21 protein-coding genes and 1 pseudogene are annotated in these 26220 nt (G+C 37.5%); 5 read left to right on the forward strand and 17 right to left on the reverse strand.

Going from position 1 to position 26220, the window contains the following annotated elements:
* Positions 1-2 precede the first annotated feature (2 nt).
* The 5 genes and pseudogenes from ACQ334_RS10900 to ACQ334_RS10920 all read right to left on the reverse strand — a co-directional run bounded on the left by ACQ334_RS10900 (position 3) and on the right by ACQ334_RS10920 (position 12509).
* Positions 3-4646 (reverse strand): DUF6443 domain-containing protein, encoded by a 4644-nt coding sequence (locus ACQ334_RS10900; RefSeq protein ID WP_430988239.1) that lies wholly within the window; start codon positions 4644-4646, stop codon positions 3-5.
* Positions 4647-4674: 28 nt separating this feature from the next.
* On the reverse strand, positions 4675-5205 hold the full coding sequence (locus ACQ334_RS10905) for a redoxin domain-containing protein (protein ID WP_430988240.1): 531 nt from the start codon (positions 5203-5205) through the stop codon (positions 4675-4677).
* 16 nt (positions 5206-5221) lie between these two features.
* Positions 5222-9406, reverse strand: coding sequence for a hypothetical protein (locus tag ACQ334_RS10910; RefSeq protein ID WP_430988241.1), 4185 nt, complete (start codon positions 9404-9406; stop codon positions 5222-5224).
* Positions 9407-9430: 24 nt separating this feature from the next.
* The gene (locus tag ACQ334_RS10915; RefSeq protein ID WP_430988242.1) at positions 9431-10876 is read right to left on the reverse strand and encodes a hypothetical protein; all 1446 of its coding nucleotides are present in this window, start codon (positions 10874-10876) and stop codon (positions 9431-9433) included.
* Between the two features lie 955 nt (positions 10877-11831).
* Positions 11832-12509, reverse strand: a pseudogene (locus ACQ334_RS10920) (ORF6N domain-containing protein).
* A gap of 206 nt (positions 12510-12715) precedes the next feature.
* Between ACQ334_RS10920 and ACQ334_RS10925 the strand changes: the two are divergent.
* Genes ACQ334_RS10925 through ACQ334_RS10945 form a run of 5 tightly spaced genes read left to right on the forward strand, consistent with a single transcriptional unit; the run spans position 12716 to position 15707 of the window.
* A complete protein-coding gene (locus ACQ334_RS10925) occupies positions 12716-13645 on the forward strand; it encodes a DUF3078 domain-containing protein (protein ID WP_430988243.1) in 930 nt (309 codons plus the stop codon).
* A gap of 51 nt (positions 13646-13696) precedes the next feature.
* Positions 13697-14398, forward strand: a complete 702-nt coding sequence (gene trmB / locus ACQ334_RS10930) for a tRNA (guanosine(46)-N7)-methyltransferase TrmB (RefSeq protein ID WP_430988244.1) — start codon at positions 13697-13699, stop codon at positions 14396-14398.
* A complete protein-coding gene (locus ACQ334_RS10935; protein WP_430988245.1) occupies positions 14382-14579 on the forward strand; it encodes a DUF5522 domain-containing protein in 198 nt (65 codons plus the stop codon). Before trmB ends, ACQ334_RS10935 begins: the two co-directional genes overlap by 17 nt.
* Entirely contained in the window at positions 14560-14970 is a 411-nt protein-coding gene (locus ACQ334_RS10940; RefSeq protein WP_430988246.1) for an MGMT family protein, read from the forward strand. Before ACQ334_RS10935 ends, ACQ334_RS10940 begins: the two co-directional genes overlap by 20 nt.
* Positions 14971-14972: 2 nt before the next feature.
* Positions 14973-15707: a hypothetical protein gene (locus ACQ334_RS10945; protein ID WP_430988247.1), complete on the forward strand. Its 735-nt coding sequence runs from the start codon at positions 14973-14975 to the stop codon at positions 15705-15707.
* On the opposite strand, the gene ACQ334_RS10950 is transcribed toward ACQ334_RS10945, so the two are convergent.
* The 12 genes from ACQ334_RS10950 to ACQ334_RS11005 all read right to left on the reverse strand — a co-directional run bounded on the left by ACQ334_RS10950 (position 15702) and on the right by ACQ334_RS11005 (position 26200).
* A complete protein-coding gene (locus ACQ334_RS10950; protein WP_430988248.1) occupies positions 15702-16163 on the reverse strand; it encodes a hypothetical protein in 462 nt (153 codons plus the stop codon). The two genes, ACQ334_RS10945 and ACQ334_RS10950, sit on opposite strands and share 6 nt — an antisense overlap.
* Positions 16164-16167: 4 nt before the next feature.
* Positions 16168-16752, reverse strand: a complete 585-nt coding sequence (locus ACQ334_RS10955) for a DUF420 domain-containing protein (protein WP_430988249.1) — start codon at positions 16750-16752, stop codon at positions 16168-16170.
* A gap of 1 nt (position 16753) precedes the next feature.
* On the reverse strand, positions 16754-17539 hold the full coding sequence (locus tag ACQ334_RS10960; protein WP_430988250.1) for an SCO family protein: 786 nt from the start codon (positions 17537-17539) through the stop codon (positions 16754-16756).
* 131 nt (positions 17540-17670) lie between these two features.
* Complete coding sequence (locus tag ACQ334_RS10965; protein ID WP_430988251.1) at positions 17671-18108, reverse strand: cytochrome C oxidase subunit IV family protein; 438 nt, start codon at positions 18106-18108, stop codon at positions 17671-17673.
* A gap of 103 nt (positions 18109-18211) precedes the next feature.
* A complete protein-coding gene (locus ACQ334_RS10970; RefSeq protein WP_430988252.1) occupies positions 18212-18970 on the reverse strand; it encodes a cytochrome c oxidase subunit 3 in 759 nt (252 codons plus the stop codon).
* Between the two features lie 62 nt (positions 18971-19032).
* A complete protein-coding gene (locus tag ACQ334_RS10975; protein ID WP_430988253.1) occupies positions 19033-19599 on the reverse strand; it encodes a cytochrome c oxidase subunit 3 in 567 nt (188 codons plus the stop codon).
* A gap of 39 nt (positions 19600-19638) precedes the next feature.
* Positions 19639-20562, reverse strand: coding sequence for a heme o synthase (gene cyoE, locus ACQ334_RS10980; protein WP_430988254.1), 924 nt, complete (start codon positions 20560-20562; stop codon positions 19639-19641).
* Between the two features lie 66 nt (positions 20563-20628).
* Positions 20629-22431, reverse strand: coding sequence for a cytochrome c oxidase subunit I (locus tag ACQ334_RS10985; RefSeq protein WP_430988255.1), 1803 nt, complete (start codon positions 22429-22431; stop codon positions 20629-20631).
* A gap of 31 nt (positions 22432-22462) precedes the next feature.
* Positions 22463-23506, reverse strand: coding sequence for a cytochrome c oxidase subunit II (locus tag ACQ334_RS10990; RefSeq protein ID WP_430988256.1), 1044 nt, complete (start codon positions 23504-23506; stop codon positions 22463-22465).
* Between the two features lie 86 nt (positions 23507-23592).
* Positions 23593-24873: a quinol:cytochrome C oxidoreductase gene (locus ACQ334_RS10995; protein ID WP_430988257.1), complete on the reverse strand. Its 1281-nt coding sequence runs from the start codon at positions 24871-24873 to the stop codon at positions 23593-23595.
* A 26-nt stretch (positions 24874-24899) separates the two neighbouring features.
* Complete coding sequence (locus ACQ334_RS11000) at positions 24900-25565, reverse strand: c-type cytochrome (protein ID WP_430988258.1); 666 nt, start codon at positions 25563-25565, stop codon at positions 24900-24902.
* A 44-nt stretch (positions 25566-25609) separates the two neighbouring features.
* Positions 25610-26200, reverse strand: a complete 591-nt coding sequence (locus ACQ334_RS11005; RefSeq protein ID WP_430988259.1) for a DUF3341 domain-containing protein — start codon at positions 26198-26200, stop codon at positions 25610-25612.
* Between the last annotated feature and the right edge of the window lie 20 nt (positions 26201-26220).

The raw sequence follows: 26220 nt of genomic DNA on the forward strand, positions 1-26220 counted from the left end.
AATTATTTTTCTTCCTTTAAAAGACAAATTCCTGTAACATTATTGCAGATAACATTAATTCGAACTGTACCTATTGTTGTTCCCTTAAGAAACGGAACATCATAATTTCCTGTTTGTCTGTCTGAAGTTCCTATTATTCCGTTAGGGAAAGTCACATTGGTTGTTTCGGTAATTTTAAGATTAGTGGTCTTTTGTGCTTCATATCTTTCAGAGCCATTAATCAAATTTTCCGCATTTTTTATTGCCAAGGCATGATCTAAATACATTATCCCCACTGAACCTCTTTGATATAACGATTGTTCATATATTTCATGACCAAGTACTCCATATTTATTTACATAATTATTCGCAGTGCCAAAAGCATCTATATCATCCACATCTATAGCCTGCCCGTAATAAGAACCAATAAAAACATCTTCAGAACTTTCAAATAGTGAAATTGTGATGCCTGATTTTGTCATATCAGTTGCATTTTTCATTAAATTATAAAAATTTGTTTGCTTATCATTCATTTCACCTTTTGCTCCAGTTGAATTTAGGCTTACTTGACCTTTTTTGCTAAGGTTGGCTTTATAATGACCACCGGTTCCATTTAATATTAAATTTTGAAATTTTGTTTTTGCTGAAGAGGCCCCATTAACTATAAGCCCTTTTGAGTTACTTCCTCCCCCACCAATCACATCAACATAACCTCCATTGCCATCTGAGATATAAAATACTCCATTATCGGGCTCTGATGAAGACCTAACGGTTATTCCTGATAAAGTTTGTGGATTATTTGCATCTTCTCCTGCCATTCCATCTGGATCAATAAAACGTAAAGGATTATTGAATGCATAAGCATAGGGAGTCCATCTTCTTGATTTCTCAGTCAAAGGATCAATATTGTGCCACATACCCAACTGGACATCTAAAAGCCTTGCTCCATAATCATACTCTTCCAATCCACTGCCATCACTAAACTCATTACTCTGTAATTCTTTACCATTATACTGGTATTTATTTTCCTGTTTCGAAGCTGCTTTGCTGCAAATACCTTCCATCCGCATTCCAAAAGGGTAAAAATGAGATTCTTCTAAAACTGCACCTCTGGTATGCACCACCTGAAGATTATCAAAAAACACATCTATCACACTTTCATTACTACAGTAGATGTAAACATACCCATTTTTAGGAACTACAATATTCTGCAACTCACTATAATGCTGTTTAAATTCTCCTTGTGCACCCACTATACTTGAGCCACCACCTGCATATTTAAACTGCTCATCAAACAAGATATAATTAATAAACGCTTTGGGTTTATTCGGATTGCTTAGTGCCTGCGAGTTTTGACTGTTTTGAAAAATATTGGTAATTCCATTACCCGCCTGGCTATTAACTACTGCTGGCGATACAGCACCATGGATGCCTGATGTTGTCGTTGCATTAGGTGCTCCCAAAAATGCCGCAGCTAGGTTTTGGGCTGTTAATAAACAATTGACGCAGGTGCCATTATTAGTTACCGCCTGGTTATAATAGCTTCGGCCAAATATATCCAGTTTATCGCCAGCCATTACACGTAATGTAATGCCAAGGCCAGTTTTATTTTCGCTACCATTAATGCGATAAAGTTTTTTACTGTTAGCTGCTTCAAATGTTGCATCTGCAGGATTGTTGCCTATGCCATTATCGTTATTAGTATAAACAGGCAGGCCCGGTACAGGGTTTACATCTGTATTAATTATATAACTGGTGTTAATATCATAAAAACCCTGCTCTGTTGCTACTTTGGCAGCTTCTAAACTGGCAATAGGGTATTTATCCTGTTCCTGTTCATCTGTCAGTACCATACGCACATTGCCTAAATGATCTTTAATCATATAGTCAAAAGCAAATGCTGTTAGTAGCTGGCCATTAAAGACTGGTCTTATCCGGCCTTCTTCATGCCCTACAAATTGCAGCTTACCGTTATATCCGAAGGCAGTGTTTAATGTTGCATCGGAGTAGACTTTAGATTCATAAATAAATCCGGCTATATAATCTGTTGTCGTGGTGATACTGCTAGTAACCGGATTGCCATTGTAAGTAACGGTAGCCATGGGCTCGATAGTGATTTTTTGCAGTTTATTACCTGTGCCATCGTAGGTGTAACTAATAGTACCTTTGTTATGTGTGGCATCTTTTTTTACCGTTATTACAGATGGTAAATTCAGAATGTTATATTGTATGCCATTGGCGCCGCTGATATCCTCGATATCCTTATTCCTGTCTTTGGTTAAGTTACCATTTACATCATAAGTGTAATCAATTGTTCCAGTAGTTTTTGTTGGCATAGTTTGCTGATACAAGGCAGATGCTCTAAAATCGCCTAGTATGGTGGTGTTATCGTTATTGCCATCTATTACATTCAGTAATTTGTTAGTTAACATACTACCATTAAAACCGTAGTTGTAAGTAAGGTTATCTATCTGGCTGCTGGCATTTATTTTTAGCCCCCACTGCTGCATTTGTTTAATATTACCGTTGGCATCGTAAGCTGTAGAATAATCGATACCATTCCCCATTTTCATACTGTAGTCTACAATATTTTTGTTCCATCCTGTACCATCAGGATTATCCTGTTTAAAATCGGCCTTTAATAAACGGTTTACATTATCATAAGTATAATCGTATTGGCGGTTTACAAAATCACCCTTACTCTTCCATTCTGTACCGGCAATATTGCCATTATATTGTGCTGTTGCATAAGAGCTTCCGCTTGCAGATGCCGTAGTTTTATCGTAGGCTAATTCAAAACCAAAATATGGCCCTCCTGTACCTTGAGGTGGCGTTGTGCTACTTACAAAATTCCTGTTTACACCTAACAACCAGCCACGTATATTATAATCGTAACTAAGTGATTCCAGTTCGGTTACACTACTGGGTTTATTACCAATTTTTTTTGTTTTTAACTGCCCAAGTTCATCATAGCTGTTTCGTACAATTGTTTTTTCGGGGCTGCTGATAGTTTGCCCGCCTACATTACTGGTTATTTGTTTACGTGTATACAACATCCTGCCTAAGTGATCATACTCCATTTTAGTAAGAATGGTATGTGTTTGGGTGGCAATGCCTGCTTTAGTGTGCTGCAATAAGCTTCTTAAAGGTTTTCCGCTAAAATCATATTGAGTAGTGGTTATATCTTTACCGGTGCTAGCATTAATACTTTGCGTTTGTATGGGTCTGCCTTTTTCATCGTAAAATACTACACTGTACAGGTATTGTACAGGATTACTATTTAATATTTTTACTTTGCTCCCCGTCGGCATTCCTTTTATGGCATAGTTAGCTGTAATGGGTAAAGCATAATACGGAGCTGCATTATAGCTGGAAAGAAAATAACTGCTATTAGTAAGATTAGTGGCATCAATTGTAGCACTTAATGTTGTACCTGCAGATGCTACCCAATTATAATCATCGTAATAATTTTGGCTGAGTAATTCAAAATTAGTGGCAACAGAAGGATAATTAGATGATACATCGGCATTGGAAAGTAATGTGGCAAACGAGGTTGCGTCAGTTAACAATCCTGTTTGCACAGGCCTTTTTAAAACATCATAAACAGTAGTCAGCCATTTGCTTTGTGAGCGAAGGTTACCATCCTGCATCATCACCATTCTGTCCCTTGCATCATACACCATATAAACTTCTGCCGCCCCTGGCACTTTTTTTATAATCATGCGGTGACGGTAATCATACTCATACCTAAAACATAGTTCATCCGCAAAACTGCTGATAGCTGTTCCTCCTAAGTAAGCCTCAGTTGCTTTAGGTGGCAATACAAAACGTAGTTGCTTAAAATCGTCATACACATAATAGGTGCAAAGCCAGCCGGTATATCCATCTGTTACTGTATTGGCTACCTGTACCTTTTTTAATAGAACGTTGCCTTCTTTATCTTTAAACTCAACTACTTTTTTACCTCTCTCATCAATAGATACATTTTTTAATAATTCGCCTGCATTGTAATTTGCAGAGGTGATGGGTAAGCTGCCTTGTGCAGCAGCAATGGTAAATATTTTTACTGCATCATTGGCATTATTAAAAAGATATTGTTGCTGTATACTTTTTTCATTTGCCGTTCCCCTGCTACCTACCCAGCTATTACCTGCCGCAAATGACTTTACCGGGCGGTTTAAGGGTGATGCTTCATAATCTGTTTGTCCATAATAAAAAGTTTCGCCTTGTGTCCCATACTGTGCATTCATAAATGTTTGCTGTTGCTGAAAAGGATTCATTTTGAAAGATCCATTGTCAGTAATTTCATTACCGCCATTTGTGGTCGTCGATGTAAAGGGTAAATATTTAAAGGTTTCTCTTCCCAATACATCATATACCGTTGCACTAACTAAATCCTTTTTATTTGGCGATGCTTGTTTACTTACTGATTGCAATGGCCTCCCTAATCCATCCACATAAGATGTAGCAGTCTTCACTTCTTCTACTATACGTGTAGGTACTATATTAGCGTCACTAATGGGTGCAGTGGGAGTCCACTCACGCACATAGTTTATGTATACACCGGGCTGGTATGCTGGTGGTGGTGTTACAGGCGTTTGTGCCTGCGTGGTTACAAACCAAATACAACAAAGTATAACTGAAAGAGATAATTTTTTTACTGACATATTTATATCAATTAGTAGTGCAAAAGTTTTATTGTGTTATTGCGTTTATAATAGTGTTATCCAGCGGGTTAGTTTTGGCGCTAAAAACACCAATAATAGTTCCGTCTTTGTCTATTAAATATTTCTGGAAGTCTTTTTTTACTTTTACATTCATGTTGCCATTTTCACTTTGGTTTTGAAGCCAATGATATATAGCATGTGTATTACCTGTACTATCTTTTACGCCTGTACGTATTGATACTGGGAAGTTAGTATGATAAGTATCCTGAAGTAATAATTTCAAGTCCGCATCATTTCTTGATTCATTACCAAAATCATTTGATGGAAATGCTACTACCACTACGCTATCCTTATATTGCTGATACAGTTGTTCCAGCTGCGGTATTTGTGTAGCTGCATACTCACTATTGGACGCAATATTTACCAATAGTATTTTTTTGCCTTGGTACTGAGCCATACTTACCTGTGTACCATTTAATGTGGTAAACTGTTTAATGTAAATACTTGTAGTAAATAAGCTACTACTGATTAATATTGCTATAGCTGTTAATATTTTCATTTGTTATTTTTTAATTTTAATCATGATCAAACATGCAGGTGGTTGGGGATGTTTCCGTATAAGTGTTGGGTAAACTTGTACTGCTATCACTCCATCTGTAATAAAATGTACATGTCCACACTCCAGTAACTTTGCTAAATACCGAACTGGTATATACTTTTACCCCCGTTTCACAAGTGTTATTTATGCACTTCTTATCTACCCCGGTACAATTACCACTATTACAGGTGGCAGGTGGCGGGCAAATGGTATAATTAACGCCTACAACTATCCATTGAATCTGTCCGTATGTACTGCTACAGGGGTTCATATCAATCTGTTCCTGTATCTGCTCTCCGGTGTATTGATTAAAAGCATTTTTCTTACAGCGTACAGGAGTAGCTGTGTTCTGCCAATCTGCATTGGAAACGCAGGCGGTACTGATTCCTACATCATTCCATCGAACTGTATTATAACTTGCGCTTGCAGGATTGTTATCTTTTTCTTCCTGTTGTAAAATATTGCTGATATAGGCATTATTTTGAGGACAAGGTTTGCATCGGGTTTGCCCTGTAGCTATCCATTGTGGCACACCCGTGGGGGGTATTACCTGGTATTTGTAATCGTATTGTTTTAAAATATTGTAGTTTAAATCCCTCACAAGTAACAACCGTTGCAAAGCATCATATTCATAAATGATAGATTTGCCGTTTACATCTGTTTCGCTGATCATACCTTTCAATGGCGTGTATCCATAAGTGTTTAGTTGCACTGTATTCGATGGGAATTGGCTACGTATTTGTGATAGATTACCACTAACTGCATTGTAGGCATTTAACAAAGTGGCTTGATCTGTCCCCACTGCTTTTACAATAGGAAGGGTATTATTGTAACCCCATATATAGGATGTAGTTACCCCATCTTTTGAAGTTATCTCCGCAAGATTTCCATTATAGAATTTAGCGATAGTCTCATCATGCCCCGAGTAACGACTATCTTTAATTATAGAGTTGTTTGTTGCATTTGTTGCGGCGTTTGTAAAAGTTGAGGATGTAGCAGCAAGACTTATAGCTTGTGCTTTATTCAAATAAACTTTACCGACTGGAACACTACTATAATCATATCTGCTGAATGAAGCTCCTAAGAGGTTACTGTTTTTCCATTTAGAAATTTCTATTGAACCGTTTTGAAAATTGTCCTGCAATTGCAAAATTGGTTTTAATTCGGCATCAGCATTTGCTTTTGCATTATCATGATAGGTTTTAAAATTATTAGTGGGATCTGTAAAATTAGTGCGCCGGTAAGTCACCCAATTTGCCCTGGCGTTATCAAGGCAGTGCATATAGGCTAAATAAGCATTGGTCAGGCATGTAGCATCATTTGGGGTACATGCTGCAATTGCAGCATTTTTAGTAGCTAAACAAGTAGCGCAATCCGTATTGTATTGCGTATAGCCATCATTAATTGCATCGCAGGTAGATATCCTGAAATCAAATGCGTATTTCATTTTGGTTTCCAATACTTCTCCTTTTGAATTTACAGTATTTGCTCTTGTTGCTTCATGATGGAAAGGACTTTCGTAATAAGAAGTGCTGGTTGTAGTTAAAACAACTCCATTAGCATCGTAATTGGTTTCGGTTACCTGTGTTTGGGTTTTACGAGCCGTAGTTAATTCATATTTCGTACTTAAAATAAATGTGCCATCGTAAGAGGCAATAAAGCCGGGTGTAGTAATAGGGTTATTTACATATACTGGAATATAATTTTTTTCTTTTAGTATCTGTCCTGCTTCGTTGTATTGAGCTTCGTACTTCAGTTCGCCCCTCATAAAATCATAAGGAACCGGGGGATAAGGAAAGCTGGGAGCATTGCCATCACAACCTGCGGCGTTTACCGTACGTATCGCTACATCCCCGGTATTTGCCAGCCACGGTGGTGTGCCTGTACTACCGTAATATTTATAAACGCTGTAACCATTACCAGTTTGAGAAACTTTTACTTTAGCATACCCTATAGCATTACCCTGGGTGTTCGCCATTGGTCTGATGCTGCAAGGCGATTTAAAGTAACAGGCATTTATAATGCAAGGACAACCATTTACACTTGGATAAGGAGTAAACCCATTTGTTGATGAATATAAGCCGATATCCCTGACAAAATCATTTCTTTTAATACCTACATATGCAGGGCGGCTATAAAGAATACCGCTTGTTTGCCCATTATCTCCTTCATAATTATATGAGGTTATAATGTTGTTAGATGTTACGCCATCATTATGGGTTATTGTCTTAATACGGTTACCCCCGATAGTTATAGTATTTGTGGTTGTAACAGGCTGCCATTGGGTGACAAGTGCAGTGCAGCCGCCATTTAAGACAACGTTTTGAGGTAGAGAGAGAGTAGCGGTATAAGATCCTTGTGCCAAGGTAATCGGATTAGTTGGAGAAATCTGCTTGTTACCGATATTAATGCTGTACACAACTGTATTAGCATTATCCTTAAGTGTAAACGTCGCAGAGTAATCAGAAGAGTTATTAAATGCAGCGTTCATTGCTGTACCATCACTCACAAAAGTCCATGACGCATTGTAAGTATCCTGACTATAGAGATGAACGAAAAGGTTTGCTAGTGTTACATTCACATTAGAAGTTGAAGTATTATAAACAGTATTAGGCTCAAAGTCAAATAATGAATAGCCCCCGGTGGGGTAATTAATCTGCTGCAATGTACCAGCCCTCACTGCCGGCCAATGTGAGTCACGGTCGGCACCCGGATAATTGACGGTTTGATTACTTTGAAATTTTGTATAGGTGGGTATCAATGTTGTATTTCCTGTAACACCATTGTTAAATCCCCAATGATCAACTCCAAAGCTTAAACGTCTTGGTACCTGCTCATTAAAATAAGTGAAATAATGAGGGGGCTTTGAAATCGTAGCATCACCTGAAAATTCTTGCACCTGGTCGAGTCTTAATCGTTGTTTGTCAGTAAATAAATTAGGCGCAAAATTCTGAATATCCTGAGCTATTGGAGTAGTATTATCAGTAAAATATCCGTACGAGAATTTAAATTTTTTCAGTGTAGTTGAGCCATCCGTTATCTGAATATATTCTAATGGCTTTGCTGTTTGGTTCACAGCATCATAATAATAAGTAGGGGTTATATCGCTCAGATCAGTTCTTGCAGCAAGCCCATCTGAAGTAAAATTCACGACTCCGTTAGGAAAACTAATCTGACTTAATCTTACCCCCTGTACTATATTTTTTACAAGGTCATACCCATGATAAGCACCAAAAGTATTTGGTGTATTTGCACCCGGATCACCGTCAATTGGGAACATTGAAAGTGTATGGTAACCATAATTTTCAGGTTGATAGCTTAAGGTAATTGAAAACACATCATCAGCTGAAGAAATTTTATTTAGGTACCAGCTGGAAATAACATTAGCAGAGGATACTCCATTTTGTGCAGTTACAGGTTTAGTAATCTCTACTGGAGCTGTGCCTGTTAAACCAGGTGTGTTACCAAAGTAGTATTTTACGCCATCTGGCGTTGTAATGATAAAGCTCTGAATACTGATATTGGTATTTCCGGGATTATAATCGGGTTCAATTTTAAGGTCTGTTTCAGGTATAATAACTGGTGTTCTGTCATCCCGGAAATAAAACTTACCGCTGTAGCTACCAAAGTTGAAAAAGAACAAATCCGGTTCACCATCTTTATAACCATCAGCAACTGCTTTCCAATCTTCTGCACCTGAATTTATACCAGAGCCGGACCCAGCTGAAATACCAGTATTCCAAAGATAGCTGTTATAACCAAAGTCACTAAAATGTCCATGAGTTTCAATACCACCATTGTTAATTCCTTTTTCGTCGGGAGCCCCCATCACACTTCTTGTAATTACACCTCCTGCATTTAAAGACCATCCAGCCCCCACCCAACTCGCTGGCTCCTGTACTTTTAAACCTGCTGCATGGTAGTTTAAACTTATTGGTAAAACTAACGGTCCCGCTGAAACTGTATAAATAGGAATACCAATTTGCGGTATCCCTGTATGATAGCTCACTGGAATATCTCCATATTTCCCAAGGGATGCTGCAGTTGGGGAAGCAATTGAAATCTTACTGATAGGATTATTGTCTTGTGCATTTAAGTCTAACTGCATCAGCATTAAGGCTGCCGTTAAAAACCTAAAAGATCTTTTAAAAAACTTTAGCATATACAATTGTTATAAATTTTTATTTTAAAAATTGTAACCCATCCGGAATACTATAGGTTGACCAACAGGTGTTCTCTGCCTGGCCAACATATCGTACAATAAACTGAGCTTACTTCCTTTAAACCATTTGGTTTTAATATTTATCCTTTTTTCTACCCCTGCAAGGGCTGATTGCTGCCATTGGCTGTAATCTTTTAATTGCGTAATATTTTTAAACCCCGCATTCTGATTAGCTTCCCATCCTCCTGTAGCCCATAAACTATTCTTAAGTTTAAATGAAGCAAAGGATCGTAAGCCCAAACCCTGGTGAGTGATCTGAATATGATTAATGGAACCAAGTCCTGCTTTATAAGCCAGGCCTATTCCAAATTGTTTACTATTTGATAACTTATAAGCAACTGATAGTCCTATGTTAGCAGCTGTGGGCATTAGTGAATTATCTTTTACGAAACTCAAGTCTGTCCCCAACTGAATGCGTTGAAAAAAAGTTCTCGTTTTTTGTTGATTATATTTTCCATATTCATCAGACGGCATGCTACCATCCCCTGAATTACCTCCAGCCTTTAAAATCTTATCTTTTATTTTACTTAGCTCAGCCTGGGCCGCCTGCATATTCTGTTGTATCATCTGTTGGGCATTGGGGCCAGCGGCTGCAATCTGATTTTGTATCAACGCATTTACGCTGGCTCTTGTCTGTAGTCCTGTCAGGCTTGCTGGTGCGCCGCCGCTTGATGGTGAACCAAACAGTTTTGCCAGCATTCCATTCTCTTGAACAAATTTTGTAAAAGCTGGTATTTTATTTAGGATGGCAAGCGCTGTTTCTTCTGCTTTCTTTTTGTCGTGAAATAGTGTTTTGTAGTTCTTTAATGTCTCGATATAAAGTCCGGTTTCTGAAGATATTTTATCAAGGTACTTGCTGTTGCCGATGTACTTTACTGCTTCATTTATTAATTGTTTTCTTCTTTCTTTAATAAACTGTTCCATGGCCTCCGTGTTCGCATCTTGTTTTTCCAGTTCATTAATTTTTTGTTTTGCATTTATGATAGGAGCTATCAATTTTTTATCAATCTTCTCTTTTTGCTGATCTAAGTACCCTAAGCTACTGGTCAGTTTATCTTTGTATTCATCATATTTGACTCTTTGTTCTGTTATTACTGCTTCGCCTTTTTTATATTTTTCTAATGCTGTGGCAAAAGTAATTTGGTTGTTAGCAAAGAGACGCTGAGCAATTTCAGGACTGGCTTTTTCTAAAAGTGTTTTGATTTTATTCTCCCACTTAGAAAGTTTAATGAGGGTCTTTTCTGTTTTGTTGGTAATATGGGTAGTGTATTTATCTATTTTGTCATCTACCTGGTGTATATATTTTAAAGGAACCTGTTGCAGGGATTGCAATGCAGAATCTGTTTGCGCTTCACTATTACGTGAAACACAAGTAAGTAATATTAATATAAAGAGCCGGGTACGACTCATAAGGCAATTGGTTTTATTGTTTTATAAAGGTTTTTATTAGGATTGATTTAACCTTGCGGAAAACCTCAGCATTTTCTGTTGTTTTTCTCGAAATTTTATTCTGCCACAAATTATCTATCAGTTATCAATTCTCCTACCTCAACTTAGCGACTGTGCAATTATTTAAGATAAATGTGCCAAAAATCCACATAACTGTTAAGCTCTAGAAGTCAAAACAGTTAGATTAGTTTAGAACTTATACGCAATACAATACCCTTTGCATTATTGCATTAATTTTTAGCCATTACAATATTCAAAAGAGTACTGTATTGCAATGCATTTATATACTTTAAGGTTTGTTTCAGAAAATTTCTCTTGCTTGAACCGAACGTTAGTTTTCCCCTATGGGTACTTATTCAATATGTAGTGTTGACTACAACGTTATTAAAATACTTTCTTATCAATCGTGAAATAAAAATATAAGAAGTTTTTGAATAAACAATATTTCGAACAGTTTTTTTAAAATCTTTCAGGTCTAATTATTTCTTGCTGTATCTTTATTATTGCTCTTATTACGTATATTCGTTACTGTGTAAAATATTTTACATCCAGATTTTGTAGTCATGTTTTAAAATTTGTTTTATTTAAATAAACGCATAGTTCATTCAAATATCAAGCCTTGGGTTATCAGTTGTTTTATATAATGTAATACCTAATTTCCTTTTGCCGACTTTAGCTCTCTTTAAAAACTTGCAAAACTGCCCTCTGTAAAGCAAGTTAATGATGTCGACCCCTCTCGGGGGTGAGGATAACAGGATAAACGCAGCATAGAGCCGTGATTGTAGTCCCGCTTTGGGCGGGACGACCGGGGTCGACCACCGAACTTTGTACTACAGCTAACTGTCCGCCGCGGCGGATTGATTCTCCCCCTACAGCAGCTTATTAAAAAAGCCTTCGTTTTTCAACGAAGGCTTTTTTATTTTTTAAATCCAATCCGCTCTCTTTCTTTCCAATTTTCCCGAGCCTCCCGCTCTTCTTCTTTTTTATCCAGTAGATTTTCCAACGCATCATAAATGGCTGCCAATTGGGTATCATGTTCTCCTAACCTGGTTTGCATCTCTTTACGTAAGTCATTTACCTGATCAAATAAATCTTTATGCTTATTGGCAAAATGTCGCATGGCAATAAAAGTTCTGACTATCACAATGTTCATGTCAATCGCTTTCTTACTTTTTAAAACACTTGCCAGCATCGTAACACCATGTTCTGTAAAAGCATAGGGGAGATATTTCCCGGTACGATTTTTAGGTAACCCCATCATCACAATTTTTGATGATGGGGTATTTTCAGAACCTGTCTGGTTTTGTGGTAAATCCATCATCGCAGTTTGCGATGATGGATTACTTTCAGAACTCATCACAATTTGTGACGAGTTGCTATTTTCAGCAACCTGGGCACTTTTTGATTGAATGAATTCCCACTCGTTTGTGGTCAGTCTAAACATAAAATCCTCAGGAAATTTATCCGTATTACGTTTAATGGATTGGTTTTATACCCGTGTTTCCACCTCATAAAGTTCTGCCAGATCAAAATCCAGCATTACCCTTTGTCCTTTTATCTCAAATATTTTGTTATGTATTAGCTGTAAACTCATTTATTAATCATTGTTATTTAAAGGATCATTCTAAGTAGAAGCATGAATAGCATGTTAAGGTTGCATCAGGTATTCATATCCGAAAACTTTCGTTTATTGACAGGTCGCCATTTTCAGGAATATTACGCCATTCAACATCATTTTTGCATAACATTTGCATATACATTGCTTTCTTTGCAAATCAACTTTAAACCTTATTGTTCAGCATGAGATTTGCAACCTTGATGGTGTTATGCCTTTTACCCTTTATCAGCATTGCACAGGATAAAGCAATACGAACGCTTCAGTTAGAATCGGGCACCGTGGTTCCTAAAGTTCCTGCGCCGGATACTTCCAGGAAAGCATGGAAAAAAGGCGGCATGTACCGCATGAATCTTGGCCAGGGCAGCCTGAGCAACTGGGCTGCAGGTGGTGATGATTTTTCAATCAATATCAATACCACGCTAAACTTATATGCCACACACCGCAAGAAAAATTTTAACTGGGATAACTCATTAGACCTTGCTCTTGGTTTTTTAAAAACCACTACATTGGGTACACGAAAAAATGATGACCGTATCGACCTCGTTTCCAAATACAATTACTCAATCAATAAAAAAACAACAATAGGTTCGCTTTTTAATTTCAGAACGCAATTTTTTAATGGTTACTCTTATTCCACCACAGGAAAGCAATATGCATCTGGTTTTATGTCGCCGGGTTATGTACTTACCAGCCTTGGGGTAGATTTTAAACCTAAAAAAGAATTGTCCCTGTTCTTATCACCGCTTACTTCCCGTTGGGTATTTGTAAAAAATGATAGCCTTGCATCAAAAGCTTCTTATGGTGTGGATACAGGCATGAATGTTATTAACCAGTTAGGTGCTTTTGCAACGGTTAACTACCAAAAAGAGCTGGTAAAAAACCTTACCTACAAATCAAGATTGGATATGTTTTCCAATTACAAGAAAAACCCTTTGAATGTTGATATTTACATGACCAATATTATAGCAGTAAAGATCTTTAAACTGCTTTCTTTCAACTGGAGTTTTGATGTTATTTACGACGATGATACCCGTATTTTCGGGGAGAATAAAGATGCGCCAGCCTTACAGCTAAAATCTATTGTGGGTGCCGGTTTTCAACTGAGGATATAAAGCAGTAAATAATTTATCAAATTCCTGCTTCCACAATTATCTTTGCGCCCAATGGCACAAAAAAAATTACAACGCTTTGCGGATATAAAAACCTTTGCGAATGTTTTGGAATACCCCGAAAATATGCCGGGTAAATGGCATGATTTCTTTAAGAATGAGAACCCCGTGATATTAGAACTGGCTTGTGGCAGAGGAGAATATACTATTGGCCTTGCAAAATTATTTCCGCTACAAAATTTTATAGGAGTTGATGTAAAGGGCAACCGGATGTATATTGGTGCTAAAAAATGCCTGGAAGAAAACAGGACCAATGCTGGTTTTTTAAGAACACAAATAGAAAGGATCACTGAATTTTTTGGGCCGGGTGAAGTGGATGAAATATGGATCACTTTTCCAGATCCGCAATTGCGTATTTCCAAAGCCAAAAAAAGATTAACCCATCCACGATTTTTAAGATTGTATCAGCAAATACTAAAACCTTCCGGTGTTATTCATCTTAAAACAGATTCGCCTGACTTATATCTTTTTACAAAGAAGGTAATTGAACTTTATGATCTTACCATTGTTGAAGATTGCAATGATGTGTACAAACAACCGGAAGTTAAAGAAGAGTTGAAAATTAAAACGCATTACGAAAGCCTGGATATTGCCCGGAGCAATAAGATACATTACCTTAAATTTACTTTGCCTGCAGTTATAAAAAATATTGATGACCATTTACAGGAACAATTAAGAAATGAACAACCTGCTTGAAGGAGAAGATTACTACTACAATGAACAAGGTTATATTGTTCTCACCGAAAAATACCATTTACAAAAAGGGTTTTGCTGCGGCAATGGTTGCAGGCACTGCCCTTATAGTTACGAAAATGTAAGTGAGCCAAAACGCAGCGAATTGTTATCTTTAATGCCTGATGGCAAAGAAAATAATTAAACCTCCGGTAAAAAAAACAGCAAAAAAGCTTGCAGCAGAACAACCCCGCAGTACGGTTAAAGAATATAGTTTTTTCCAGGATGTATATGAAGTGGTAAGGCAGATACCAAAAGGAAGGGTTACTTCCTACGGAGCCATTGCTGCATACCTTGGCACCAGGCTGTCTGCACGTATGGTGGGCTGGGCCATGAATGGTGCAGGTTCTGCAAAACCTAAAGTACCTGCACAGCGTGTGGTTAACAGAAATGGTATACTTAGTGGCAAACACCATTTTGGTACACCTACTTTAATGGAAGAGCTATTAAAGAAAGATGGCGTGGCTGTAAAGAATGATACCGTGGTGGATTTTAAAAAAATATTCTGGGACCCGTTAATTGAATTAAGTTTATAATCATGAGCAATACTATTTTACAAGGCAAGGTTTCTTTTGTGAATCACGAAAAAAAATACGTGATGATAGAGTATGAGGTAAATGGCAAAAAGAAAACCATTAACGGTGTTGTGGATGATAAAACACAGGAGCAGCTGATTAAAGATGGTGTCATTAAGAAAAAACATCTTTTTCATATTGGCGATATTATAAATTTTAATGCAGGTCTTTCGGGAAGAGGAGATAAAATGGTAGCCAGTAATATTCAGTATTTGTACAATCCTGCATTAGATGTCTTGATCAATAAAGCAAAAACGGAGAATAATTTTATCGGCTACCTTAAAATGGCCGATGATAAAATTTATGTAAAGGAAATTGACAGTTACTTATTTTTTCCTGTTGCATCTTCGCCATGGCAAATTATACCAACAGAAAAAGAATTAAACGAGGCTGTAACTTTTTCTTTAGAGAGCATGGATAACAAAGAGAAGGTTACAGCAAAACTATTCAACAATAATTATATCCCCGAATTTTATGCTGCAGTAAAGTTGCACAAAACTAAAACCCCTGTTGATGCAGAAGTATATAAAATATCTCCGCATGGAATTTACCTGAATATTATCGGAGATAAAGTACAGGCAAAAATTCCGCTTTCAAAAAATGCGGCAGTTGCTGACAATGTAAAAGCGGGAGATACCATTAAAGTGCTGATCACTTATTTAAGCCCTGCAAAAATAATTGTAGAGAGTGTATTATAATTCATTCAGTTCATCTTCACTTATTCCTAACTGGAAAATGATTTTAGCTTTTGCCGGCGCTAACATTCCAAATAATAATATCAATACTGCTGCCAGTGCAATAAATGCATAATTTCCTGTAAGAAAAAAACAGATGATGCAGAAGAGGCAGGGAAATTCTATTAATGCCCATTGTATAATACAGGCTGTACGGTACAATGCAAATTTTTCTTTTGTATCAGTCGGCAAATCTCTTGCCTGCAGCAATTTCTTTTTAAATAACGAAGTGCCGGCAAAAAAACCTCCGGCAGCTAATACTACTGCTAGCACCTGTAAAATTCTGTCCAGCTCTTTCAACGGAGATACTTCTATTTTTGCATATACTATATACACACAAACAGCGGCAAACAAAATTTGCCCCACAAGCATTGCTTTGTGAATAATGGTTAAAGCCTTTATAGCACCTCCTTTGTTCATTATATTAGTTGTAATAAGGGCTGATCATCAGGTAAACAATTACACCTGTAACGGCAACATAAAACCAAACCGGCCATGTGATCCTGGTTAGTTTTTTGTGTTGTTCGTATTCACCAATTAATGCCCGGTAAGCGGTAAATAAAATAAAAGGCAAAATTATTGCGGCCAACGGAATGTGTGTAATTAAAATAAAATAATACACCGTTCTCAAACTTCCTGCAGCCAGTTTTTCTTCATCACTTAAAATGCCATCGTGGTTAATATCGCCAAACTTTGTTTCTCCGGCTAATAAATGATGGCAGATATAAGAAACCAAAAATAATACCGATAACACCATGGCCGAAAGCATTATCTTTTTATGCAGCACATATTTTTTTTGTTTGATAGAAATTAGTCCTGCCACCAGTAACACCGCAACCGCAGAATTAATAATGGCATTGGCCATTGCAAATACATGAACATTAAAACCCAGGTTAACGTTTAATTTAAACTTGCTTAGCAATACTACTGCAGCAAACACCACAAATGAAACCGTATAAATTAACAGCTTTGCTTTTTTATCATTTTTCTGGAGGGAAGGTTGTAACATATTATGCCTGTTTGTTCTTGTTTCTGTTTAATAAAATAGTGATGAGTATTACAATGCCTATAGCAACAAATATCATTGGCAATATGGGAATAAAATCTCTTAATACAGACGGTGATGTTTTGTCTCTTTCCAGCATCAGTAACGGAATATCCCCTGCCAGTTTTGCCAGCTTTACCGAATCAAATCCGTTATAATAGCCACGAACAATTTTGTTGGTATCTAATAAAAAGAAATTCTCTGTATGAATGAATGCTGTATCAACATTGGTATCCGCTATACTTGCCTTTACTTCGTGTAATGCAAAATCATAGATCTCTTTTTTATCGCCGGTTACCATCCACCAGGTATCATGATTGATATTAAAACGGTCTGCAAATTTTCTCAACTGCGGTACAGAGTCATGTTCCGGATCAATACTAATAGAAATGAATTGTACGATGCTATCATTTTGTTTGAATGAATCCTGCAGCCGTTTCATATTTTTAGCAAGGCCCGGGCAAATAGAAGGGCAACGGGTAAAAAAGAAATCCAGTACAATTATTTTTCCGTGCAGGTCATACAGGCTTACTTTTTTGCCCAGCTGATTTGTAAAGCTGATATTTTTTACTTTATGCCAAATGGTATCGGTAACCAGTTTTCCATTTCTTTCTCTTGTAACAACGCTATCAGGTTCAAAATACTTTCCCGGCATGTGTACCGCATCTTTACTGTAATACTTTACCATAAAATAACCAGCTAATGGCATCAGTATGGCGAGCATTAAAGAAAGGATCGCTTTTTTATTCATAATCTTCTTTATCAGTGTGCAAATTTACATCAAGCAGAATCAAAAAAAGGATTTTAAAAGTAATACTATTGTCTGCAAATAAAAAAGCCATCGCTTTTGACAATGGCTTTTAAATATCTTAAATAATCGTATTAATCTTTTGCTCCTTTTTCAGGCACGGCGTGTTTTTCTACTTTTTCCACTTTATATTCTCTTGTGCCTGCATCGGTATTTTTTAAATTTTTCCAGCTGGTACCATCCCATAAAAAGGCAATAATGAACCAGATGAATAAACATAAAGGCACCACAATCGTCATGATCATATTTCTTATTTCATCACCCAAATGCATAAAAATAGAAACGATATAATACGCTTTGGCCAAAGTTAAAATACAAACCACGCCTTTAAACATTAATACTAAAGTGGCATTAGGATTTTCGCCTTTATGGATGTTATAAATAGCTAAACCGATACCCAGTTCAATTAATGTAATAATAGATAATAACCAGAAGGTTCTCCATATTTTTTTGGTACTACCAGAATGCTCGGCATGAAAAGTAATTTCCGGTGATGCTGAATGTGCTGACATAATTATTTTTAAATCGTTTATAAAAAGTTTAGGGTTTAGAGATTTAGAAGTTTAGCGAAGTGTTTGATATTTTTCTAAACACTAAACTTCTCCACTTCTAAACTTAAATGAGATAGAAGCAAAGGAATACAAATACCCAAACCAGGTCCACAAAGTGCCAGTATAAACCTGCTTTTTCAATCATTTCATAATGACCACGCTGATCAAAGTGCCCCATTTTTGTTTTGATGTACATTACAATATTAATGATCACCCCGCTAAATACGTGGAAACCGTGGAAGCCGGTGATCTCAAAGAAATAACTACCAAATGATATAGGGCCTGGTGTTGCAATTTCTTTACCTATAAAAAGCGGATCATTTCCAGGATAAAGTATTTCTTTCCCAAACGGGTTATGAGATACAGTAGTGTTCCAGTATTCTACATGATTATTTACCCAAACAGCATGTTCCCCGGTTAACAGATGCGTCCATTCCCATGCCTGGCAGCTTAAGAAAGCAAGACCACCAATAATAGTAAGGATCATATATTTTTCCACTCCTTTTCTGTTCATGTGATGACCTTCATGCACCGCTAATACCATCGTTACAGAACTGAAGATGAGGATAAAGGTCATTAAACTTACAAACGCCAATGGCAGATTTGCATGGCCCATTAAAGGAAAAGAATTAAAAACATGGTTAGGGTCAACCCAATCGTTTAAGCTGAAACGCAGCGTGGCATAACTGATCAAAAATGCACCAAATGTAAAGGCATCACTCATTAAAAAGTACCACATCATTACTTTACCATAGCTTGCATTGAACGGGCTTCTTCCCCCGTTCCACCATTTGGTATTTGTTGGTATTGCTGTTGTTGACATCTATATTACTTTTATGTTCTACTAATTTTATTCTTAACTGTGTACTTTAATGTTTGTACTTTTTATCTTATCATTATTAAAAAAACCAAAAGATACAACCAGAGTATATCTACAAAATGCCAGTAAGTGCTGATAACATCTACCGGAACCGATGTATAGTTTCTTGTAGTGCTGCTGGAAGCTTTTATAAAACGCACTATCAACGCTATAATTCCTCCTATCACATGTGCCGCATGCAGCAACACAATAATCCATAAAAAATCAACCGACACTTTCTTTCCCAATCCCAATCCCTGCATAATTAATTCGTTAAAGCCAACAACCTGTAGTATAATAAAAACCACACCCAGCATTATTGTCGTCAGCATCAGGTTGCGATACTGCTTCATTTCTCTTGCTTTAAAAGATCTCCCTGCCAGGAATATGGTTACACTACTTAACACTATAGCTGCTGTACTGTACCAAAACGCTAAAGGTAAATTGAATGTTACCCAATTTGCCTGGTTGCGTTTTACAATGTATGCACTGGTTAAACCTGCAAACATCATTAAAATACTTCCAATACCTACCCACAAAGTAAATTTATGCGGATGTATTTTTTTTCGTTGTTCCATTGCCACTGTACTCATTCAAAATATTTTTCCAATATTATACCTGGCCAGTTACTATCAATTTAAATGATGTGCCCTGTTGGCAAACATTGCCAGTAAAACAATCATTAAATAAAAATAAGAACTGAACATTACTCTTCTTGCACTTTTTGCATCCATCCTTATCAGCAACAGTACACTTACATACACCATACAAAGGTTACAAGCCAGCAGTATCCACATACTTACCACGCCGGTCATTCCGGTATAATAAGGCAGAAAACCAACCGGTACCATCAATGTGCTGTAAATAATACTTTGCACTGCGGTAAACCTGGTAGGCCCTTTATCAGCTGGTAATAATTTAAACCCTGCTGTGGCGTAATCTTTGTGTGCCAGCCAGGCAATTGCCCAAAAATGCGGAAACTGCCATAAAAACTGTATGCCAAATAAGATCCATCCTCCCACACTAAAACTATCTGTTGCAGCAACCCATCCAATCAGGCAAGGTAAAGCACCCGGTATGGCACCTACTAAAACTGAAATGGAATTTACCTTCTTTAACGGTGTGTAAATAAAGCCATATAAAAACAGGCTGAATAAACTTACCATGGCACTTTGAAAATTAAAGAAATACCACATCATCGCAACACCCGATAAACCGGCAATTACGGCAAATGCAGTTGCTTCATTTTCACTCATTCTTCCGCTGGCAACAGGCCTTTTGGCTGTTCGCTTCATCAGGGCATCAGAATTTTTTTCCAATACCTGGTTGATAGCGTTGGCCGAACCTGTGATCAGCATTCCTGCAACAAAAAGTAAAAGAACTGATATTATTTTATTCCGAACATAAAACTCTTCATTCGGAGCGATTAAAAAACTTACTACTGTACTAAACACCACCATAAAACTTAAAGTGAACTTGATCAACTGAAAGTAATCTTTCACTTTACCGGCCAAACCAGGCGATGCTGATTTGTTGATGTTTGTATTTTCCTCCATTATATTTAACGCTTCAAATTCGCTTACCCCTCATTATCTATTATTCATTATTCAATTATCCATTTCCTAGTGGTGCGTTTCATCATCACCAACCGGTACATTTTGTGGAATAAATTCATGACCGTCTTTTGCATAGTCATAAGCACCACGGTACACTTCAGGTATTTCACCAGGCCAGTTTCCGTGGCCAGGATTAATTGGTGTTGTCCACTCCAATGTATTTGAACCCCATGGATTTGCTGTGGTAACTTTTCTTCCTTTGTACATACTGTAGAAGAAATTGAAAACAAATAACAATTGTACAGCAAATACGATCATTGCCACAAAGCTGATGAATTCGTTCAGGCCACCAAATTGCTTAAAAGATTCCCAGCTTGAGTAATCGTAGTAGCGACGTGGCATACCGGCTAAACCTTCGTAGTGCATTGGCCAGAAGATCAGGTAAGCGCCTACGATAGTTACCCAGAAATGGATGTAAGCCATAGTATTATTCAGGTAGCGGCCAAACATTTTAGGGAACCAGTGATAGATACCGGCAAACATTCCAAAGAAAGAAGCCACACCCATTACAATATGGAAGTGAGCAATTACAAAATAAGTATCATGCAAGTGAAGATCTAAAGCAGAGTTACCTAAGAAGATACCTGTTAAACCACCACTGATAAATAAACTTACAAAACCAATGGCAAATAACATACCCGGAGTAAAGCGGATGCTTCCCCTCCATAAAGTAGTTAGCCAGTTAAATACTTTAATAGCTGATGGTACCGCAATTAATAATGTTAGTAATACAAACACCGAACCCAGGAATGGATTGAGCCCTGTTACAAACATATGATGCGCCCAAACCAGGAAGGCCAGGATTGCGATAGCAAATAATGATCCCACCATGGCCATATAACCAAAGATCGGTTTACGGCTGTTCACACTTATAATTTCCGAACTCATACCCATGGCAGGTAATAAGATGATATATACTTCAGGGTGACCAAGGAACCAGAACAGATGCTGGAACAGGATGGCACTACCACCTTCGTTAGGCAATATTTTACCATTGATGTAAATATCGCTCAGGAAGAAGCTGGTACCTAAGTTTCTATCGAATAACAACAGGATAGCACCTGATAATAAAACAGGGAAACTCAATACACCTAGTACTGCGGTAAAGAATAAAGCCCAGATAGTTAATGGCAACCTGGTCATGCTCATACCTTTTGTACGAAGATTCAGAATTGTGCTGATATAGTTAAGGCCACCTAATAAAGAACTTACAATAAACATGGCCATACTCACTAACCAAAGATCCATACCTATCTTGCTACCTTCAGACGCTTCGCCTAAAGCACTTAATGGAGGATAGATCGTCCAGCCGCCACTTGCAGGCCCTGTTTGTACAAACAGAGAAGAGAACATGATGATAGACGCTGTAAAGAAGAACCAGTAGCTCAGCATATTCAACATTGGAGAAGCCATATCCCTTGCACCAATTTGTAATGGAATTAAGAAATTGGCAAAAGTTCCGCTAAGGCCTGCTGTTAATACAAAGAATACCAGAATGGTACCGTGCATTGTAACCAGGGCATAATAAAACTCCGGTTGTAATTTTCCTCCTTTAGCCCAATGGCCTAAAAAATCTTCCAGAATGGGGAAAGTACTTTCAGGATAGCCCAATTGTAAACGGAATATTACAGAAAACAAGCCGCCGATAATAGCCCAGATAATACCTGTTACCAAAAATTGTTTGGCAATCATTTTATGATCCTGGCTAAAAACGTATTTGCTTATAAACGTTTCGTGATGATGATGTTCGTGGTGTGCATCATGCCCCGCATGAACATCTGCTCCGTGTAATGTGGCTACGCTACTCATATTCTTGTATTTTTTCTAGAGTCTTTTTAAATTATTTTTTTTCAATTACAGCTGTTACAGCCGGCGCTTTAGCAGCAGTATCTGCTACAGGCGCTTTTTCAGGATGTACTGTATAATATTCCGGCTTTTGCTGTGCCAGCCAAAGCAGGTATTCGGACATTGTTTCTACAATTATTATACCCCTCATAGAGAAATGGCCTCTTCCGCACATCTGGTCGCAACTGATTTCATATGTAAAATTAGGGTTGTGTGTACGTTCCTTCATTTGCTCTGTGGTGTACTTTGGTGTAAACCATTGTGTAGTTGGAATACCCGGAACAGCATCCATTTTTAACCTGAAATGCGGTAACCCAACATCATGTATTACATCCTGTGAATTGATTACCATTTTCACCGGCACACCAACAGGGATATGCATTGTTCCTGCAACATGAATGTCATCAAGGCTTGCCTGGTCTTCAAAATCAACACCCAGGCTATTAGTACGTGACGATAATTTGAAATTCTTTTTTCCTAAAACCTTATCCTTACCCGGGTACCTGAATTCCCATGCAAACTGGTGGCCCGTAACTTCTACTACAATAGCATCTTTTGGAGCATCACCTGTTAATTTAAACCAGTATTTTAAACCAAAAGCAACCAGTACACAAAGTACAATTGCAGGAATGGTAGTCCATATTAATTCCAGTTTAGTACTGTGTGCAAAGTAATAAGCCTTGGTATTATCTTTTTCCTGGTATTTAAATGAAAACCAGAACAATAATACCTGAGTAATTACGAATACAATACCTGTTACAATTGTTGTAAGCATAAACATCCAGTCCCAACCTTCTCCTTCTACTGAAGATGAACCTTGAGGAAACAGGGTTTTGCCATAATATAAATCATTACAATACCATGCACCGATCAGTCCAAATATCAGCATCCCTAAAAGCAAAAACGCATTGATCCTGTTGTTCTGCCTCCGGGTTTTTTCTTCGCCTTTTAAAACGCTTACATATTCACTTGCCTTCGCAATCTGAAATACGACAACGAAAACCAAAGCACCTAATGCAACCAGTAAAAACTCCTTCATGATTCAAAGTTATTTTCAGTAAATATTATTCTTGTTTCTTGTTTAAAACATTTCGTTTTTATTACAGTTAGCCGTAACAAACCCGATTATGTATGGTGTATCATACTCTCTTTTAAGAAAGGATGATTTTTTATTAATAATGAATGGCTGCTGATATACCTTCCCACACCCCACATAATCAAACCAATAAATAAGCAGGCGATACCAAATTCAAAAGGCATCAGGTGCCAGTTTTCGTGCACTGTACCTGGCATTACCATTTGAAAGAAATCTACCCAGTGGCCAAAAATGATCAATACTGCCATAAATGTGATCATGGTCCAGTTTCTCTTGGTTCCTTTTCTCATCAATATCAATAAAGGACAAAGGAAATTCAGTATCAGGTTGAAAAAGAACATTACGTGATACGGACCTGATTTTTCAGCCGTTCCTATTCTTTGTACAAAGTATTTAGTTTCTTCCGGCTGGTTACTGTACCAGATAAGCATATACTGAGAGAACCACAGATACGTCCAGAAGATAGAGAAGGCAAACATAAATTTACCCAGGTCATGCAAATGCTCTTCTGTTACATAAGTTAATTGCCCACGGTTTTTTAAATAGATAACGAACAATGCGATCAATGAAATACCCGATACAAATGTGCTTGCAAATGTGTACCAGCTGTACATGGTACTATACCAGTGAGAGTCGATACTCATTAACCATATCCATGGAATAGTTGATGCCACTGTTAACGCAAACACCACACAGAAAAGAGAAGCATACACTGTACTATCCCAAATAAATTTCTTTCCAGTTTCATGATCCATTGCACCTTCTTTATCACTTTTAAGGGTCATACTACGCATTTTCTTTCCTAAAAGCCACCATAGTAAAATGGTAATAGCCGACCATATTAAAAAGAACTTAGGGTTTAAGAAACCACTCTTGCCATCTAGGATAGCATCGTATTCAGGAGTGCCTTTAACGTATAATTTTGGATCTAACCAATGATAGATATCTGTTCTTCCACCCATTACAATTGCTAACAAAATGCAGAAGGTAATAATACCTAAAATAGGAACTACACTTGAAACCGCTTCAGAAACCCTGCGGAAAGCAATTACCCAGCCCGCCATTGCCATGGTAGTAACACAAATAAAGAACATGGCCGCATTTACCACCAATAAAAAGAATACACTGTTTTGCAGTAATACAGCCCAAAAACGTGTGCCGTCTACAGCAGCTCCATGGCCTTCGCCATGTGTTACAGGTGCAAAAGGGTGAAATGCTATTAAGCCATACACTAATGCTATGATACCGGCTGCAATCAGACCATACGTCCACTTTTTATAACTTCCCGGTAATTCAAATTGATGGTTCATCTAAACTTTATTTTGTGTTAATACTTTTATTTTTTCTTTGCTGCAGTGGTATCAGCTTTAGGTGCTTCAGTTGCCGGCGTTGCTGCAGCAGCTTTAGGTTCTAATGTTCTGATATATTGCACAATCATCCAGCGTTGTTTCCTGTCTAACTGAGATGCATAGCTTCCCATGTTGTTTTGTCCGTAAGTCATCACATAAAATATTCTGCCATCGCTATAACCTGGCGAAGCTGCAACAATACTTTTAACACCGCCAATTTTAGCTGCTACCGGTCCATTTGCTTCTGCTTTTGCACCATGGCAAACAGCACAGTTAATATTAAATAATCTTGCTGCTTCTAAACTATCTGGTTTAGTTAAAGGTGGCAACGGATTCTTAACCGTTTGGCTTAAATTAACTAAGGCATTGCTATCAATTACACCATTTGTATTGTTGGGTGTTACCGGAAAAGGAAAAAGTTCGCCCCTTTTTACAGTACCCATTACCGGCTGGCCGGTATAATATATTTTATGGCCAGCATCTGCCTTTTCCATCGAAAATTTGGCAGAGTCACGCATTGCATAGGTTTCGTATGCCCTGCTGTAAGCCATATCGGGCATATACACTTTACCTGGTTCACGCTTACTGTCGCAGCTTATAAAAACAACCGCTGTTGTTAAAATAAGTGTTGATATAATTGCAATTTTTTTCATTTCGTTCTTATAATATCTTTGAATGCTGTTAGATGCTGTATTGCTTAGTAGCCCCTTTCGTCTTTATACAATTTTTGTTCTTTGTGATACCTTCCTATCCACCAACCGGTTTCGGCTACCTGCACATTCACTTCTTTTGCTCCGGCGTTTTTTAAGAAATCCTGCACTTCTGCGTCGTTGGTTTTATCAGTACATTCAATAGCCATTACAAAAAGATCGTCAGTAGCTCTTGGATGAAAATGGTGTTTTTTTACAAAAGGTGCAAGGTTGCACAAATAACAAAATGTAAGCACCATACCCACAGCCGCAAATAAAACCGTTAACTCAAAAGTAATAGGTATCCAGGCTGGTAATGCAAAGTGTGGTTTACCACCAATGTTCAACGGCCAGTCGTGTACCAGGATATAACTGATACCGCTTAATGCTGTAGTGGTTCCTGTTATTGCATAAATAAACCCTGCAGTATGAAGGCTTGTTTCCCTTAATCCCATTGCATGATCCAAACCATGCACGGGGTAAGGTGTGAATACGTCGTGTATTTTATATCCTGCCTTGCGAACATTTTTCACCGCAGGGAATAATACCGCCTCGTCATCAAAACAACCCACAACAAATTTTTTAATTCCTCCAGCCATGTTAATTATTAATTATTAAT

The organism is Ferruginibacter sp. SUN106, assembly GCF_050611765.1.
In the GTDB taxonomy this organism is placed as follows: Bacteria; Bacteroidota; Bacteroidia; order Chitinophagales; family Chitinophagaceae; genus Ferruginibacter.

Bases quoted from the DNA above. Each gene is read 5' to 3' on its own strand.
- ACQ334_RS10900 (WP_430988239.1), bottom strand. From the start codon at position 4,646: ATGTCAGTAAAAAAATTATCTCTTTCAGTTATACTTTGTTGTATTTGG.
- ACQ334_RS10905 (WP_430988240.1), bottom strand. From the start codon at position 5,205: ATGAAAATATTAACAGCTATAGCAATATTAATCAGTAGTAGCTTATTT.
- ACQ334_RS10910 (WP_430988241.1), bottom strand. From the start codon at position 9,406: ATGCTAAAGTTTTTTAAAAGATCTTTTAGGTTTTTAACGGCAGCCTTA.
- ACQ334_RS10915 (WP_430988242.1), bottom strand. From the start codon at position 10,876: ATGAGTCGTACCCGGCTCTTTATATTAATATTACTTACTTGTGTTTCA.
- ACQ334_RS10925 (WP_430988243.1), top strand. From the start codon at position 12,716: ATGAGATTTGCAACCTTGATGGTGTTATGCCTTTTACCCTTTATCAGC.
- trmB (WP_430988244.1), top strand. From the start codon at position 13,697: ATGGCACAAAAAAAATTACAACGCTTTGCGGATATAAAAACCTTTGCG.
- ACQ334_RS10935 (WP_430988245.1), top strand. From the start codon at position 14,382: ATGAACAACCTGCTTGAAGGAGAAGATTACTACTACAATGAACAAGGT.
- ACQ334_RS10940 (WP_430988246.1), top strand. From the start codon at position 14,560: ATGGCAAAGAAAATAATTAAACCTCCGGTAAAAAAAACAGCAAAAAAG.
- ACQ334_RS10945 (WP_430988247.1), top strand. From the start codon at position 14,973: ATGAGCAATACTATTTTACAAGGCAAGGTTTCTTTTGTGAATCACGAA.
- ACQ334_RS10950 (WP_430988248.1), bottom strand. From the start codon at position 16,163: ATGAACAAAGGAGGTGCTATAAAGGCTTTAACCATTATTCACAAAGCA.
- ACQ334_RS10955 (WP_430988249.1), bottom strand. From the start codon at position 16,752: ATGTTACAACCTTCCCTCCAGAAAAATGATAAAAAAGCAAAGCTGTTA.
- ACQ334_RS10960 (WP_430988250.1), bottom strand. From the start codon at position 17,539: ATGAATAAAAAAGCGATCCTTTCTTTAATGCTCGCCATACTGATGCCA.
- ACQ334_RS10965 (WP_430988251.1), bottom strand. From the start codon at position 18,108: ATGTCAGCACATTCAGCATCACCGGAAATTACTTTTCATGCCGAGCAT.
- ACQ334_RS10970 (WP_430988252.1), bottom strand. From the start codon at position 18,970: ATGTCAACAACAGCAATACCAACAAATACCAAATGGTGGAACGGGGGA.
- ACQ334_RS10975 (WP_430988253.1), bottom strand. From the start codon at position 19,599: ATGAGTACAGTGGCAATGGAACAACGAAAAAAAATACATCCGCATAAA.
- cyoE (WP_430988254.1), bottom strand. From the start codon at position 20,562: ATGGAGGAAAATACAAACATCAACAAATCAGCATCGCCTGGTTTGGCC.
- ACQ334_RS10985 (WP_430988255.1), bottom strand. From the start codon at position 22,431: ATGAGTAGCGTAGCCACATTACACGGAGCAGATGTTCATGCGGGGCAT.
- ACQ334_RS10990 (WP_430988256.1), bottom strand. From the start codon at position 23,506: ATGAAGGAGTTTTTACTGGTTGCATTAGGTGCTTTGGTTTTCGTTGTC.
- ACQ334_RS10995 (WP_430988257.1), bottom strand. From the start codon at position 24,873: ATGAACCATCAATTTGAATTACCGGGAAGTTATAAAAAGTGGACGTAT.
- ACQ334_RS11000 (WP_430988258.1), bottom strand. From the start codon at position 25,565: ATGAAAAAAATTGCAATTATATCAACACTTATTTTAACAACAGCGGTT.
- ACQ334_RS11005 (WP_430988259.1), bottom strand. From the start codon at position 26,200: ATGGCTGGAGGAATTAAAAAATTTGTTGTGGGTTGTTTTGATGACGAG.